The organism is Clostridioides sp. ZZV15-6388 (assembly GCF_020657755.1).
Classification (GTDB): domain Bacteria; phylum Bacillota; class Clostridia; order Peptostreptococcales; family Peptostreptococcaceae; genus Clostridioides.
In genome coordinates, this window is record NZ_JAGWCU010000001.1 from 343,055 (window position 1) to 359,903 (window position 16,849).

The following is a 16,849-nucleotide window of genomic DNA, read 5'->3' on the forward strand; positions in this document are numbered from 1 at the left end:
GAATTTAACTTTCGTCCTTATAAGTAATATTTATATTGCTTATAAAGACGAAAGTTTTTTTAATTTAAGCAATATAAAAGATTAATCCATATAAAATAATAATAAAAAAATAAGGAGGAGTTTTTTATGGAAAATACTGTATATGCTAAATTAAACCAAGGGATAGATTCTTTTTTAAGAGTGGCAATGACACTGAGAAGAAGAGAAGTTGATATACAATCAATAAGTATGACTGTAGATAATATGAATAATTCAGGTATAAAATTGATAGTAAACGAAGAAAAGACATCTCTAGATAGTGTCTTAAATCATATGAAGAAACTACATGATATAAGAGAAATAACTGTTGAACAGGTGAGACACTAATCAAACATGACTTATAAAAATTAAAAACAAATATGAAGAAACTAATGTTTAAATAAAAACTAAAGATAAATATTAAATGAGAAAAATCTTAGATTGAAAATACGATTATCATTGAAATTATAAAGTAATTACAAATTTTAAAAACTGAAAATTATAAATATTAAGATTATTAAAAATTATAAGTATTGAGATTCTAAAGATTAAAATTCTATAAATTAGAAAATAAAGTTTGTTAAGTAATATAGAACTAATGATAATGAGTATAAATTTCTAATAAAAATAAATATCATAAAATAATTAAGAGAAAATATTGGGAGGAAGTAAAGATGGCAAAGATGTATTATGAAAATGATGTAAATTTAGAGGTTTTAAAAAATAAAAAGGTTGCAGTTTTAGGATATGGTAGTCAAGGTCATGCACATGCACAAAACCTTAGAGATAATGGTGTGGATGTAGTGATAGGGCTTTATGATGGAAGCAAGTCAGCGCAAAAAGCAAAAGAGGATGGATTTGAAGTAAAGAGTGTGGCAGAAGCTACGAGAGAAAGTGATTTAACAATGTTGTTAATGCCTGATGAAAAGCAAAAGAAAGTTTATGAAGAAAGTGTTAGAGATAATTTAAAAGAAGGTCAGACACTAGCATTTGCTCATGGATTCAATATACACTATAATCAAGTACAACCACCAGAATTTGTTGATGTTGTAATGGTAGCTCCTAAAGGACCTGGTCACCTAGTTAGAAATGTATTTACTAAAGGAAGTGGAGTTCCAGCATTGTTTGCAGTATATCAAGATTACACTAAAAAAGCCACAGAGACAGTTTTGGCATATGCAAAAGGAATAGGAGCTACAAGAGCAGGCGTTTTAGAAACTACTTTTAAAGAAGAAACAGAAACTGACTTATTTGGAGAGCAATCAGTACTTTGTGGTGGTATAAGTGAACTTATAAAGTTAGGATATAAGACACTTGTAGATGCAGGGTATCAAAAAGAAGTAGCATATTTTGAATGTCTACATGAAATGAAACTAATAGTTGACCTTATATATGAAGGTGGATTTGAAAGAATGAGATACAGTATAAGTGATACAGCAGAATATGGAGATTATGTATCTGGTAAAAGAGTAATAACTGATGCAGCAAAACAAGGTATGCAAGATGTATTAGAAGATATACAAAATGGAAAATTTGCTAAGGCATGGATTAAAGAAAATGAAGAAGGGCGTGAGAACTTCCTAAAAACTAGAGAAGCAGAATATACTACAGAAATAGCTGAAGTTGGTAGAAATCTAAGAAGTATGATGTCATTCTTGAAATAAATATATTAAATGGATTAGTTTGAGGGAAAGAGTGGTGCATAGTAGTGCGTATTAATGGAGCAAAGGTAATTTTAGAATGTTTGAAGAAAGAGGGCGTTGACACAATATTTGGATATCCTGGTGGAGCAGTAATACCTCTTTATGATGCTCTATATGATTATCTAGATGATTTTAAACATATAAGGACTTCACATGAACAAGGTTTGGTTCATGCAGCAGATGGATATGCAAGAAGTACTAATACAGTGGGGGTTTGTTTTACAACGTCTGGGCCAGGAGCAACGAATGCTATAACTGGTATAGCAACAGCTTTTATGGATTCTTCTCCTATGGTTGTAATTTCAGGTCAAGTTCCAACTAGTTTATTGGGTAAAGATTCTTTTCAAGAAATTGATATAACTGGAGCAACCCTATCTATGACAAAGCACAATTATCTAGTTAGAAATACTAAAGAGTTAGTATCTACAATAAAAGAAGCTTTTAGAGTTGCAAACTCAGGAAGAAAAGGACCTGTACTTGTAGATGTTCCAAAGGATTTATTTTTAGCAGAGATGGATTTTAATGATGAGGATTATGATTTATGTCAAATAGATGAGTATATGGATTATAAGGATGATTTTGACTTAGATGATGAAAACAACCTTAAGCTTTTAAAAGATGCAGTAGATATAATAAAAGAGTCCAAAAAACCTATAATCTATGCTGGTGGGGGAGTTAAATCTTCAGATAGTGAAGAAGTTCTTGTAAAATTTGCAACGAAGATAGATACACCTGTATTAAATACACTTATGGGGCTTGGAAATATAGATAGAAAAAATGAACTATCTCTTGGTATGGTTGGAATGCATGGAAGTAGAGAAAGTAATTTGGCACTTTCTAATTCAGATTTAGTGATAGCAATAGGTGCAAGATTTAGTGATAGAGTAATAAGTAAAAGTTCTGAATTTGCTAAAAATGCAAAAATAATACACATAGATATAGACCCATCTGAAATAAGTAAAAATATAAAGTCCAATGTATCTTTAGTTGGAGATGTAAAGATGGTTCTTAGTTTACTACTAGAAAGGGTTGAAAGTAAGGACAATAGCAATTGGAAAGAGGAAATAAAGACCTTTAGAAAAGGTGAGGGTGTAGAGGAAAAAGAGTTCCATCCACAAAATATACTTAGAAAAATAAACGAGAAATATGAACAATTGGGAAATCCAACTGTAGTTGTTACTGATGTTGGTCAGCATCAAATGTGGTCTGCTAAGTATTGGGACTTTAAAGGAAATAAAAGTTTTATAACATCAGCAGGTCTAGGAACGATGGGATTTGGTTTAGGAGCTGCTATTGGAACTAAAGTTGGTAACTTAGATAAAAATGTAGTTTTAGTCACTGGTGATGGAAGCTTTAGAATGAACTGTAATGAGTTAGCTACAGTTGCAAATTATAATGTGCCTATGCTTATTTTGTTGCTTAATAACAGAACTCTAGGAATGGTAAGACAATGGCAGAAATTATTTTCTAATCAAAGATACTCTCAAACTGATATTAATGAAAATGTAGACTATGTTAAGCTTGTAAATGCTTATAATATAGATGGATATAAGGCATGTGATATGGATGGATTAGAAAGAGCTTTGGATGCAATAGATTTTAATAAACCTGTATTTTTACAATGTGATATAGATAAAGACTATGATGTTTATCCTATTGTAGCTCCCAATGATGCATTAGAAAATTTGATATGTAATTAAAAATTGATACTGAATATTGATAAAGTTTTTTATTAAAATTTTATTGATATTCAGTTTTTTATTTTGCAATAATCTTAAGTATAGACTAATATTTTTTAGTTTTGTAATAATTTAATGCATGTATGATAAAGTATTGATTAAATATTAATAATGGAATTTAGAATAATAATGTAATTTAAGTAAATAATAATTTTGAATAATAATTTACGGAGGTATTCATATGTTTAAGCATGATAAAGCTTTATTAAAAGAAGTAAAAGTAGAAAGACCAAACCCTCAATATGCTGTTTTGATGCAAGAACAGTTAGGTGGTGGAAATGGAGAATTAAAAGCAGCAATGCAATATTTAGCTCAAAGTTTTAGAATAAAAGACCCTCAAATAAAAGATTTATTTCTTGATATAGCAGCAGAAGAACTTAGTCATATGGAAATGGTAGGTCAAACTATAAATTTATTAAATGGGCATGATGTTGATTGCAAAGCAGTTGATACAGGGGAAATAGAAACGCATGTCTTAACTGGATTATCACCAGTATTAATAAATTCATCAGGAGCTCCATGGACTGCTGATTATGTTACAGTTACAGGAGATTTAGTAGCTGATTTACTTTCAAATATAGCTTCTGAACAAAGAGCAAAGGTAGTTTATGAGTATCTATATAGACAAATTGATGATAAATATGTAAAAGAAACAATTGACTTTTTGCTTAATAGAGAAGAAGCGCATAATGCTTTATTTAGAGATGCTTTAAATAAGGTTAAAGATACAGGTTCAAACAAGGATTTTGGAGTTACAGAAGATTCTAAGCTATATTTCGATTTATCAACTCCAGGACCAAATCATGATACTAAGATAGATATCAATCCTCCTTCTTTTGAAAAACCTTTAAAGAAATAGCTTGATATTTATTGTATTGTTTTGTTTTGGTAGGTATTTTAAAAATTATTTGCCTAGAGGAATTAAGTATATAAAAATCTAAATATATACAGTTAAAAGTGGGTATACACTTATTATAAGTGTATATCTATTTTTTTATTGCAAAACATATAACAAAATAATAAATGAGGTGGTATTATGTCAACTAATAAAAAACCTAATAATTTAATAAATGAGAAATCTCCATATCTTTTACAACATGCATATAATCCGATAAATTGGTACAGTTGGAATGAAGAAACTTTTAAAAAGGCAAAGGAAGAAGATAAACCGATATTTTTAAGTATTGGATACTCAACTTGCCACTGGTGCCATGTTATGGAAAATGAATCTTTTGAAGATGAAGAAGTTGCTGAAATAATGAACAAAAACTTTATAGCAATAAAAGTAGACAAGGAAGAAAGACCAGATATAGATAGTGTGTATATGACAGTTTGTCAAGCAATGACAGGTAGTGGTGGATGGCCAATGACCATAATAATGACTCCTGATAAAAAACCTTTTTTTGCAGGAACTTATTTTCCAAAATACTCAAGATATAATAGACCAGGCGTTATAGATTTATTGGAAAATGTATCTGAAAAATGGAATACAAATAAAGATATGCTTATAAAATCTGGAAATGAAATAGTAGAGGCTCTTAAAGATGATTTTGGAGTAAAAAATACAGATGGTGATTTATCAAAAGATATGTTAAGTTCATCAGTTGGAATATTTAAAGCTATTTATGATGATAAATATGGTGGTTTTGGGAATGCACCTAAATTTCCAAGTCCTCAAAATCTTATGTTTTTGATGAAATACTATAGTATAGAAAAAGATGAAGATGTATTAAAAATGGTGGAAAAAACTTTAGATGGAATGTACAGAGGAGGTCTATTTGACCATATTGGATTTGGTTTTTCAAGATATTCCACTGATAAAAAATGGTTAGCACCTCATTTTGAAAAGATGCTATATGACAATGCTATGCTTACAGTTGCTTATTTAGATGCATACAAGATAACCAAGAAAGAGCTATATAAAGAAATCGCGATAAAAACTATAGATTATGTAATTAGAGAGATGCAAGATAAAGAAGGTGGATTTTATTCAGCACAAGATGCAGATAGTGAGGGAGAGGAAGGTAAATTTTATACATTTAATCCACTTGAAATAATTGATATATTAGGTGAAGAAGATGGAAAATTCTTTAATGATTACTTTGATATAACTAATAGTGGAAATTTTGAGGGAAAAAGTATTCCTAATCTTATAAAAAATAAAGAATACGATAAGTATAATGAAAGAATAGCTAATTTGAGTAAAAAGGTATTTGAATATAGGAAAGAAAGAACTTCTTTGCATAAAGATGATAAGATACTGACATCATGGAATGCATTGATGGTAGTAGCTTTAGCAAAGGCTTATAAGACTCTAAAAAATGATACATATTTGGAGTATTCAAATATGTGTCTTGATTTTATAAATAATAATCTTGTGAATAAAGCAGGTAGATTATTAGCTAGATATAGAGATGGAAGTGCTGATTATTTAGCGTATTTGGATGATTATGCATTTTTAATATGGGCATATATAGAACTTTATGAATCAACATTTGATATAAAGTATTTAGAAGAAGCATTAAAATTAAATGAAAATTGTATTGAGCTTTTTTGGGACTATGAAAAAAGTGGATTTTACCTATATGGTAAAGATAGTGAAAATTTAATAGCAAGACCAAAAGATTTGTATGATGGAGCTATTCCATCAGGTAACTCTGTACAATTATATAATCTTATAAGACTTGCAAAGATTACTGGTGATAATAAACTTGAAGAATTGTCATATAAGCAATTAAAACTTTATTCAGATAGTGTAAAAAATTCACCAACTGGATATAGTTTCTATATGCTTTCATTAATGTATGAACTTTATCCTACAAAGGAAATCATATGTATTTTAAAGGAAAACTCTGATTTGATTGGTTTTAAGACTTTAGTAAGTGAAAATTTTGTACCAAATGCAACTTTTTTAGTAAAAAAATACAATGAAGAAAATACTAAGATAGGTTTTTTAAATAATTATAAATTAAAAAATGACAAAACTACTTACTATGTATGTCAGAATAATAGTTGTAGTCAACCATTTAATGATTCACAAAAACTAAATGATATAATTTCTATGAGAGACTAATTGTAATGTTAAAAGAACTCAGTATTGATACTTGATACTGAGTTCTTTTAATAAATAATAAGCATTAATTTAATTGTCTTTAGTCCTTAAATCAATATGAAGTAACCTTTAGACTTTATACAAATAAATACTCTGTTTTACTCTTAAGAAAGTTAATACCTATTTTAAATTATAGAGGTTATTAGTCCTTTTTATTTACTCTATTTCTTCTTTTTGAGAATTCTTTAAGTGCTTCAGATTTAATTTTATCTATTTCTTCATCTTCTACAAAGTTAGCATCTTCTTCGAATCCATCTTGTTCTTCGCCATTAAAACGATACATTTTTTTTAGTAAACTCCACAAAGTTTCCAATTCATCTTGAGTAAACTCATGAAATACATCTGCCATAAAGTTTATTCCAACTTTACCACATTTTATCATAACTTGTTTTCCTAAATCTGTAACTTTTACATTAATCGCTCTTTTATCATTTGGACTTGGAATTACTTGAACATATCCGTTTTTTTCAAGGTTAGCAACTATTCTATTTATATTTTGTTTACTTGTACCCATTTTTCGTGCAATATTATTTAATGTTGTTTCTTCTTCTGGCAAGTGAAGAATAGATAAAATAGTCATATATTGTCTTGAAGTAAGTACATCAAAATACTTATCACCTTCTATTTGTATTTTGTTTGTAAGAGTAAAAAGAGTTGCGTATGTTTGATTCATTAGAAACAATTCTTTCAATTCATTTGAATAATCCATAAAATATCTCCTTTATATTTAGATATTATTTTGACGAAAACAGAATATCACGAATTGAATATAATGTCAATATGATGTCCAAGTATAGTTAAATGTTCTTTCTAAATAATTAATATTCAATAACTAAATTATTATATAGTTATTTAGAGAAACACTTGTATAGCAATTTATACTAATAATTAATAAGTAAGAAACTCATATAGAACATTTTTGACTTGAAAATTGTAGTAATATAGTATATAAGTTAATATGTTGAATAAATTCAGGCTGGAGGAGTAACTATGAAGTGTACAAATTTTACTTTCAAAGGAAAAGAAGATTTAGATATATATACATATAAATGGGAAGATGAAAGTATAGAAGACCCAAAGGCAATTGTACAAATTGCCCATGGAATGGCAGAAACTGCACAAAGGTATGAAGTTTTTGCTAAAGAGCTTACTAAAAATGGATATATAGTGTATATAAATGACCATAGAGGACATGGAAAAACTGCAAAGACAGTAGAGAATGTTGGGCATCTAGCTGAAGAAGAAGGTTTTAGATGTCTTGTAGAAGATATGAATACTTTAACAAGTATTATAAAAAAGGAAAATAAAGATTTGCCAATTTATTTGTTTGGACATAGTATGGGGTCATTTGCTAGCCAAAGATACATAATGGATTACAGTGATAATTTATCTGGTCTTATATTATGTGGTTCAAATGGACAACAAGGTATTATTCTAAATTTTGCTAACCTAATAATTAATCATGAGATTAAAAAGCATGGAAGAAATTCTCGAAGCAATAAAATAAATGATTTAATATTTGGAGGAGAAAGCATAAGAAGAAATAAAAATACTAAATTTGATTGGTTAAGTAGAGATAAAGAACAAGTTGAAAAATATATAAATGACCCATTTTGTGGGGTTGTATGTACTTGTGGCTTTTTTTACGATTTAGTACAAGGATTAAAAGAAATAGAGGATAAAGAAAACTTAAAAAAGATACCACTTGATATTCCTATTTACATAATATCTGGAGATAAAGACCCCATAGGTAAAAATGGTAAGGGTGTCTTGAGACTTAGAGATAGATATATAAATCTAGGAGTAAAAGATGTAACATGTAAACTCTATAAAGATGGAAGACATGAATTATTAAATGAGATAAATAAAGAGGAAGTTTTTGAAGATGTTATTTGTTGGTTAAATGAAAAAATAGGAATTTTGTAGTGCAGTAATATATGAATGATATATAAATAAAATATTAGTATTAGACTCAGTTTTATATAGCTATTTGAATGAGCTAGTTTTTGCATATAAAGAACAAAAAAGAGAGTATCTCAAAATGATTTTTTATCATAAATGAAATACTCTCTTTTATTTTCTTACTTTAAAGTAATGAGTATATCGAAATCTTAAGAAAATCTTTTGTTTTAAAGCTATATTTTCTTAAGAAAATTAAGTTAATCTATAAAAAGAATAAAAAATATTTAATTTTTTTAAGAAATAAAACAGAGTTTAACGGAGGTAGTAGATATGAATAAAATATTAAGTGTAGAAAATATAAAAAAATACTATAAAAGTAGAGGGAATACTACAAAAGCTCTTGATAACATTAGCTTTGAAGTTGAAAGTGGAGAGTATATTGGTATTATGGGAGCTTCTGGAAGTGGTAAGACTACTTTACTGAATTGTATTTCTACCATAGATAAAGCAACAGAAGGTAGTATTTATATAGGAAATCAAGAGATAACTACTATGGGTGAAGATGAATTATCTAAATTTCGTAGAGAAGAATTAGGGTTTATATTTCAAGATTTTAACTTATTAGATACACTTACAGCACATGATAATATAGCTTTGGCTTTGGCTATCAATGGAATTAACCCAAAAAAAATAGATACTAAAATAAAAAATATAGCAAATAGATTAGGGGTTTATGAAATTCTTAATAAATACCCATATGAAATGTCTGGTGGACAAAAGCAAAGAATAGCATGTGCAAGAGCTATAATAACAAATCCATCACTAATATTAGCGGACGAGCCTACAGGTGCTTTGGATTCCAAGTCAGCAAAAATGTTTTTAGAGAATCTTGAAGTTTTAAATGAAGAATTGAAAGCTACAATATTAATGGTTACGCATGATGCTTTTACAGCTAGTTATTGTAAAAGGATATTATTTATAAAAGATGGAAAGATATTCAATGAGTTGGTTCGTGGTAATAATACAAGACAAGAATTTTTTGATAGGATAATAAAAATAATATCACTTCTTGGAGGTGATGATAAAGATGTTTTTTAATAAAAATAATGACTATGTCTCTAGAGTATCAAGTGGCGCATTTAAAAAATTAGCTCTAAATAATGTAAAAAAGAGTATGAAAAATTATCTGATTTACTTTATAACTCTTACATTTGGAGTTACTATTTTATATACTTTTAATTCTCTAGACAATGATATAGCAATACTTGGTGGCAATGCTTTACTGAGTTCAAGTATTGGATTAGTTAGAGGCATTGTGGGTGTTTTTTCAATTGTAGTATGTATGATATTTGGCTTTTTAATTGTATATGCCAATAATTTCTTAATGAAAAAGCGTAAAAAAGAGTTTGGTATATATACGATTCTTGGAATGGATAAAAGAGATATAAATAAATTAATGTTTAAGGAAACAGTGATAATAGGTATATTTGCTTTAATAACAGGCATCATGTTTGGAGTATTTATTTCAAAAGGACTCAGTATAGTTGCTTTGAAAATGTTAGGGGTATCATCATCAGGATTTTCTTTCTCAATATTTACAACTGTCAAAACGGTAGTATTTTTTGGAATTGTATTATTATTGGTTAATAAATTTAATAAGAAAACAATAAACAAATATAAGTTAATAGACCTATTAAATGCAAATAAAAAGAATGAGGTTTCTATTGCTAGAGGGAAAAAATCTAACTTAATATTATTCTTTTTCTCTATTGTGTTAATTGTGACATCATATATATTACCATTAAAAGTAAAACCATCTACATTTATATTAGGGATATGTATAATTCTTATGTTAGTAGGTACTTATTTCTTTTTTATGTCAGTATCTGATTTTATAATGATAAAAATAAAGAAGCATAGACGTGTATATTATAAAAATTTAAATCCATTTGTAATAAGTCAAATAAGTAGTCGTATTAAGACAATGAGTATGTCTATCACTGTAATTTGTTTGCTATTATTTTCTTCCATGATAGTGATACCTTTTGGTATATCATTTGGTAAATACTTAATAACTGATTTACAAGAAGCAACTCCTTATGATGTAACATTATCTAGACTTTTTATGGATGGAGATAATATTGTTGAATACAGTACAGAAAAAAGTAATATAAACAGTGAAATACCTTCACTTAAAGATACTTTAATAACAAATAAATTACCTCTATCTTCATTTTCATCTAGTACAAGTGATTTAAGGATATATTCTTTAAAAGATATAAGTCAGTATGATTTTGCAATTGATGAGAGTGAAAAAACAACTGAATTGAAAAATAATAAACTTGCTATTGTTTCACTTAGTGATTATAATGCTACCAGAAAACAAAGTGGATTAGAAGAAATAAAATTAAATAAAAATGAATTTGCAATAAGCTGTGCTGTAGAAGACTACAGAGCATTTTATGAAAAATATATTAATAGTCAATCAAAACATATTACAGTAAATGGAGTAAAGCTTAATTTAAACCAGACAAATCTATATACTAATTCTTATAATACAAATGTAGTTCCATTAGATAATGGTACTTTAATTGTGCCTGATATTGTAGTAAAAAACTTAAATCCTACTATGATTACATTAAATATTAATTATAAAGAAAAAAGTAATAGTCTAGAAAATAAATTTATGGAAGCATACTATAAATTCCAAAGTAAAGTTAATAATTCTGATGACTATAGTATTGACTATAAATCAGTTATAGATGGAGAAAAAAAAGCTTTAAATACTGCATTTTCCTTTGTAGCAATATATATAGGTGTTATACTTCTAGTATCAGCAGGTGCAATATTAGCACTACAACAACTTATGGAATCAACAGTCAATAAAGAAAGATTTAAATTATTAAGAAAGCTTGGTGTAAATAAAAAAGATATGAAGAAAGCTATATTTGCACAAGTATTTATATTATTTGTAACTCCTTTAGTGTTAGCTATTATAAATGCTCTATTTATATCAAAAGTGTTATTTATCGTAGTACCAATTATGGCAGGAATGGGAGTTATCACAAATATGTTATTAACAATGAGTATTGTCCTAATCATATATGGAATCTATTTTATCTCAAGTTTCTTTGAAAGTTTAAATATAATAAATGAAAGCATGTAAATAAATTAAGTTTTTGAATAGATTTACCTACTTTAGGTTAACAAAAGACTTATAATTTAACCAATAGTTAAATTATAAGTCTTTTGTTAACTTTACCTCAATTTACTAATAAATGCTTTTTTAATATACTTAAATTAAGAGATATACATTAAGGAGGTATATATGCGAATTAAAATAGGTGAAGTCATACAAACACTGAGAAAAGAAAAAAGTTTAACACAAGAACAATTATCAAAGTTTATAGGAGTGTCAACACCAGCAGTATCTAAATGGGAAAGTGGAAATTCTTATCCAGATATAGAATTATTGCCAGTATTAGCAGATTTTTTTAATGTATCTGTTGACAAACTTTTAAACTATAAAGTAGATTTAAGTGAAGAAGAAGCAATGAAAGTTTATAAAGAACTAGAAGCAATTCTTGCTAAAGTAGAAATTGATTTATCAACAGAAGAACCGCTAGAAGAATTTAAAGAAGATTTAGAATCTGTAGAAAGACTTGCTAATATGTATATGGAGAAATATCCTCAAAGTTATCTGCTAAAGTTAAAAATAAGTTCGCTATATCAAATGTACTCATATAAATTTGGTAAAGATAAATTCAATAATAAAATTAAAGAAACAACAAATATTCTTGAAGATATAGTGAGAAATACAGATGATATTCAGATTAAAGAAACAGCACTTATTATTTTATCAAATGCATATTATATGTTAGATGATTACGAAAAGGCAGAGTTATATTTAAATATGATACATAAACCAATAGGAGACACAAGTGTTAATTTAGCTATGATATATTTAAGTCAAAATAGATTAGATGAAGCAGAAACATTACTTCAAAATAAATTATTTAGCGATGTATTTAATACAACTCTGGATTGTAAAGGATTAATTAATGTATGTAAAAATAAATATAAAGAATTAAAAAAAGAGTTAGATGATGGAAGTTATGACAAAAAAACAGCAGAGAAAGAAATGGAATATATAAAAAATAAATCATTAGGATATGCAAATGTATCTTTAGAAATAAAGAAGAAATTTAGTGAAAATAGGGGAGCTTTTTTTGGAATATACATGGACTACATAGAGCTATCTTTAAATCTCTTATTTTTTAATATGAAAGAAGAAGCTAAAGAAGCTTTATATGGTCTAAAAGAAATATTAGAAAAATATCCTCTACATGAAAGTTCAGATACAAGTCAAATGACGTTTTTTGATAAAGTAAAATCTAAAAATTCATATACTTTTAATGTATATACTAATTTACTCATCATGTTTAATGATAATAGTTTTAATGAATTAAGAGAAGAACCAATTTTTGAATCTATAATTGAAAGTGTTTCAGAATTGGAGAAAATGTTAAAAGATAAATAATGAATAAATATTTAGTGTGACAACCTAAAATTATAAAATAAAAAGCTAGAAAGTAGGATACTTAATAAAGTAAATATCTTATTTCTAGCTTTTTATTTTATAAAATAAGTTATCAAACATAGAAATTTAATTTGTATGAAATAAGTCATTAACCGTAGAATATAAAAAAATTATGAATAAAACAAATTTAGAAGTTACAAAAAAGTTACATAAATTTAGAAAGTTATAATATACATATATAATATAGGATTAAAACTGTAATAAATAAGTTAATTTAAAATTTGAACATGAAAGGGGAAATATTATGGAAAAAAGAGAAAAGAAAATAATAATATCATCTTTATTAAGTGTATCAATTTTAATGAGTTTAGTAAGCATATATTCTATATTAAATAAAGAAGAGATAAGTCTAACTGTTAAAGGCCAAGAACAAAAAGTATCTTCATTTAAAAAGACAGTTGAAGAACTTTTGGATGAACAGGGAGTGAAATACAATTCTGAAGATAAAATTAATCCAAGTTTGAATACAGAATTAAAGGATAATATGAAAATTAAGGTTGTTAAAGTAACTAAAAATCAAAAAGAAGAATTTGAAAAAATACCATTTGACACAAAACATGTGAATGATAGCAATTTAGTAAAAGGAAAATCTAAAGTCTATCAGGAGGGAATAGAGGGAGAGAAAAAACTAGTCTATAATTTAACTTACCATGATGGGGAACTAGTCAAAAAAGTCTTATCAAAAGAAGTAATTTCTAAAGAACCAACTGCAAAAATTATAAAAAATGGAACTAAAGAAAAAGTCTTAATTGCATCAAGAGGAGCAAATACAAGAGGAAGAAAACATATGAGAGTGGTTGCTACTGCATATGCAGGAGATACTATAACATCTACTGGTACAACGCCAAGATGGGGAGTAATTGCAGTTGACCCAAATATAATACCATATGGAACAAAAGTATATATACCTAGATTAGGTATGACATTTGTTGCAGAAGACTGTGGAGGTGCAATTAAAGGTAACAGAATAGATATATTTATGAATAGTGAAGGAAAAGCATCTAATTGGGGAAGACAGAGTTTAGATATATATGTATATTAATTTAGTGAATATAATAACTTTACTTAGAAGGAAAAAAAGTATAAAATATGAATTAATTAAACTGTTAGACTATTCTTGAAACAGAAAAAATATAGCTAAGGGGGGGATAAGATGAAAATAGTCTGCTTAGGAGACAGTTTAACATATGGATTTGGTGTATCACGAAGTAATTCATGGACAAACATTGTGAGTCAAGAGACTAGATTAGAAATAATAAATAAGGGTATAAATGGTGATACAACAAGTGGTATGTTAGTTAGATTTAATGAAGATGTTTTACAGAATTCTCCCGATATAGTTTTTATAATGGGTGGTACTAATGATTTTATTGCTGGAGCAGGAAATGAAGTTATTAATTCTAATATAATGGCTATAGTGCATCAAGCATATGCTAAAAATATTATACCAATAATAGGTATACCACTTAAACCAGATATTCCAAATGTTAGGGAAGATTGGAGTAGATTTACGGATTTTAATACAGTATCAAAAAAGTTAGAGTCATACAATTATTGGATAAAAAAATTTAGTGTGACATTTAATACTGATTTTGTAGATTTTTATTCTGAATATAATAAAAGTATGGAAAAGGAAGGATATAAAAAATTATATTTTGATGGATTACATCCAACTAAGGAAGGTCATAGAATAATTGCAAATATTTTTATTAAGTCAATTAATAAGTATATAGAAGAGTCATGATTGTATAAAAAAGATTTATCTATGAAATTATAATAAATGGATAAAATAGGGAGGATTTTATTATGGATTATACTAAAACTTATGAAGAATGGGTAAAGAGTTCATATTTTGATGAAGATACAAAACTAGAATTAGATAAAATAAAAGATAATGAAAAAGAGATAGAAGATAGATTTTATAAGGATTTAGAATTTGGAACTGCTGGTCTTAGAGGTGTAATTGAAGCAGGAACTAATAGAATCAACAAGTACACAGTTAGAAGAGCTACTTTTGGATTGGCAAACTATATACTAGAAAATACTACAGAGGAAGAAAAAAATAGGGGTGTAGTAATAGCTCATGATAATAGACATAAATCTAGAGAATTTTGTATAGAATCTGCAAATACATTAGCAGCGTGTGGTATAAAGGCATATATATTTGATAGTTTAAGAACTACTCCAGAATTGTCTTTTGCTGTTAGAAATTTAAATGCAATAGCAGGGATAGTTATAACAGCTAGCCATAATCCACCTGAATACAATGGATACAAAGTATACTGGGAAGATGGGGCACAAGTTATGCCAGATATTGCAAATGCAATAACAGAAAAAGTAAATAACATACATGATTATAGTATAATACCAACTTTAAGTGAAGCTAATAAAAATTTAGTAGTCTTATTGGACGAAACACAGGATACTGAATTTATAGAAGCTGTAAAAAGTCAAGTTATAAGAAAAGATTTAGTAAAAAGCGTAGGTAAAAATTTTAAAATAGTTTATACACCTCTTTGTGGAACTGGCAATATTCCAATAAGAAGAGCATTAAAAGAAGTAGGATTTGAAAACATATTAGTGGTTCCAGAAGAAGAAAATCCAGACCCAAATTTTGCAGGGCTTGATTACCCAAATCCAGAAGAGAAAAAAGCTTTAAATAGAGGAATATTACTTGCAAAAGAAAAAGGAGCAGACCTTGTAATAGCAACTGACCCAGATTGTGATAGAGTAGGTGTAGCTGTAAGAACTACTACAGGTGAATATGTATTACTTACAGGAAATCAAATTGGTGGAATGTTGACACACTATATAATAGAAGGCTTAAAAGAAAATAACAAATTAAAAGAAAATCCTACAATGATAAAAACTATAGTTACATCAGAATTTGGAGCAGATATAGCAAAAGAAAATAATGTTGATGTACTAAATGTTCTTACAGGTTTTAAATTTATTGGTGAAAAAATAAAATTATTTGAAGAAAATAAAGATAGAAATTATGTATTTGGATATGAAGAAAGTTATGGTTATTTAGTTGGAACTCATGCAAGAGATAAAGATGGTGTTGTTTCATCATTATTAATATCTGAAATGGCAGCATTTTACTATTCAAAAGGTATGAGCTTATATGAAGGCTTAATAGAACTGTATAAGAAATATGGATTCTTTAAAGAACAGACTATATCTTTAACTTTAAAAGGTATAGAAGGTGTGGAAAAAATAAAAGAGATAATATCTTATTTTAGAGAAAATCAAATTGATTGTATAAATAATATAAAGGTAATTGATAAAAAAGACTATAAAAATGGTGTAGATAATCTTCCTAAGTCTGATGTTTTAAAATATTTCTTGGAAGATGAGTCTTGGGTAGCTATAAGACCATCAGGAACAGAACCAAAGCTGAAATTTTATATAGCTGTAAAAGGAACTAGTGATGTTGAAGCAGAGGAAAAGCTTAGAGGTTTAAAAGAATATATAGATATTATGGTATCAAAATTAAAATAAAACAGACTAAATTGCTACATAGAATAATAATAAATGAGTATTAAAAGATGCAATTTTATTTGTATTTAAATAAAAGCATTATAAAAAACTGACTGACATTTAACTGACAGTCAGTTTTTTATTTAAAAAGTATTTTACTAAAATTATTATTTTAATTATTTGTTTTGATATTTTTTTGTTATATTTGTAATGAATGATTTATTAAATTCTATACAACCGTATATTTTTGATAATTAAATAATATGAGATTATTGTCATAAGATATATTGAT

13 protein-coding genes and 1 other annotated feature (1 of these 14 only partly in view) are annotated in these 16,849 nt (G+C 27.2%); of the genes, 12 read left to right on the forward strand and 1 reads right to left on the reverse strand.

Annotation, left to right across the window (positions count from 1 at the left end; genetic code table 11):
• Nucleotides 1-22: a binding site (T-box leader), on the forward strand; it begins 237 nt to the left of the window's first position.
• Nucleotides 23-126: 104 nt separating this feature from the next.
• The 5 genes from KGF48_RS01580 to KGF48_RS01600 all read left to right on the forward strand — a co-directional run bounded on the left by KGF48_RS01580 (nucleotide 127) and on the right by KGF48_RS01600 (nucleotide 6,533).
• Nucleotides 127-366 carry an ACT domain-containing protein gene (locus KGF48_RS01580; RefSeq protein ID WP_227432962.1) on the forward strand — a complete coding sequence of 80 codons (240 nt, stop codon included), beginning with the start codon at nucleotides 127-129 and terminating at the stop codon, nucleotides 364-366.
• Nucleotides 367-662: 296 nt separating this feature from the next.
• On the forward strand, nucleotides 663-1,682 hold the full coding sequence (gene ilvC / locus KGF48_RS01585; protein WP_413840692.1) for a ketol-acid reductoisomerase: 1,020 nt from the start codon (nucleotides 663-665) through the stop codon (nucleotides 1,680-1,682).
• A gap of 50 nt (nucleotides 1,683-1,732) precedes the next feature.
• Nucleotides 1,733-3,421: a biosynthetic-type acetolactate synthase large subunit gene (gene ilvB, locus KGF48_RS01590; protein WP_227840611.1), complete on the forward strand. Its 1,689-nt coding sequence runs from the start codon at nucleotides 1,733-1,735 to the stop codon at nucleotides 3,419-3,421.
• Between the two features lie 220 nt (nucleotides 3,422-3,641).
• Nucleotides 3,642-4,319, forward strand: a complete 678-nt coding sequence (locus KGF48_RS01595) for a manganese catalase family protein (RefSeq protein ID WP_227840603.1) — start codon at nucleotides 3,642-3,644, stop codon at nucleotides 4,317-4,319.
• 177 nt (nucleotides 4,320-4,496) lie between these two features.
• Nucleotides 4,497-6,533: a thioredoxin domain-containing protein gene (locus KGF48_RS01600; protein ID WP_227840604.1), complete on the forward strand. Its 2,037-nt coding sequence runs from the start codon at nucleotides 4,497-4,499 to the stop codon at nucleotides 6,531-6,533.
• A 181-nt stretch (nucleotides 6,534-6,714) separates the two neighbouring features.
• Here the strand turns inward: KGF48_RS01600 and KGF48_RS01605 are convergent, their stop codons facing one another.
• Complete coding sequence (locus tag KGF48_RS01605; RefSeq protein WP_227827420.1) at nucleotides 6,715-7,281, reverse strand: MarR family winged helix-turn-helix transcriptional regulator; 567 nt, start codon at nucleotides 7,279-7,281, stop codon at nucleotides 6,715-6,717.
• A gap of 281 nt (nucleotides 7,282-7,562) precedes the next feature.
• Between KGF48_RS01605 and KGF48_RS01610 the strand changes: the two genes are divergently transcribed.
• The 7 genes from KGF48_RS01610 (at nucleotide 7,563) to KGF48_RS01640 (ending at nucleotide 16,578) form a co-directional block, all read left to right on the forward strand.
• Nucleotides 7,563-8,498 carry an alpha/beta hydrolase gene (locus KGF48_RS01610; protein WP_227840605.1) on the forward strand — a complete coding sequence of 312 codons (936 nt, stop codon included), beginning with the start codon at nucleotides 7,563-7,565 and terminating at the stop codon, nucleotides 8,496-8,498.
• A 306-nt stretch (nucleotides 8,499-8,804) separates the two neighbouring features.
• Nucleotides 8,805-9,572 carry an ABC transporter ATP-binding protein gene (locus tag KGF48_RS01615; RefSeq protein ID WP_227840606.1) on the forward strand — a complete coding sequence of 256 codons (768 nt, stop codon included), beginning with the start codon at nucleotides 8,805-8,807 and terminating at the stop codon, nucleotides 9,570-9,572.
• Entirely contained in the window at nucleotides 9,562-11,640 is a 2,079-nt protein-coding gene (locus KGF48_RS01620; protein ID WP_227867682.1) for an FtsX-like permease family protein, read from the forward strand. Before KGF48_RS01615 ends, KGF48_RS01620 begins: the two co-directional genes overlap by 11 nt.
• 162 nt (nucleotides 11,641-11,802) lie before the next feature.
• On the forward strand, nucleotides 11,803-13,014 hold the full coding sequence (locus KGF48_RS01625; protein ID WP_227840608.1) for a helix-turn-helix transcriptional regulator: 1,212 nt from the start codon (nucleotides 11,803-11,805) through the stop codon (nucleotides 13,012-13,014).
• 304 nt (nucleotides 13,015-13,318) lie between these two features.
• Entirely contained in the window at nucleotides 13,319-14,116 is a 798-nt protein-coding gene (locus KGF48_RS01630; RefSeq protein WP_227827425.1) for a 3D domain-containing protein, read from the forward strand.
• 111 nt (nucleotides 14,117-14,227) lie between these two features.
• Nucleotides 14,228-14,818, forward strand: a complete 591-nt coding sequence (locus KGF48_RS01635; RefSeq protein ID WP_227840609.1) for an SGNH/GDSL hydrolase family protein — start codon at nucleotides 14,228-14,230, stop codon at nucleotides 14,816-14,818.
• Between the two features lie 62 nt (nucleotides 14,819-14,880).
• Nucleotides 14,881-16,578: a phospho-sugar mutase gene (locus KGF48_RS01640; protein WP_227867683.1), complete on the forward strand. Its 1,698-nt coding sequence runs from the start codon at nucleotides 14,881-14,883 to the stop codon at nucleotides 16,576-16,578.
• The last annotated feature ends 271 nt before the right edge of the window (nucleotides 16,579-16,849 follow it).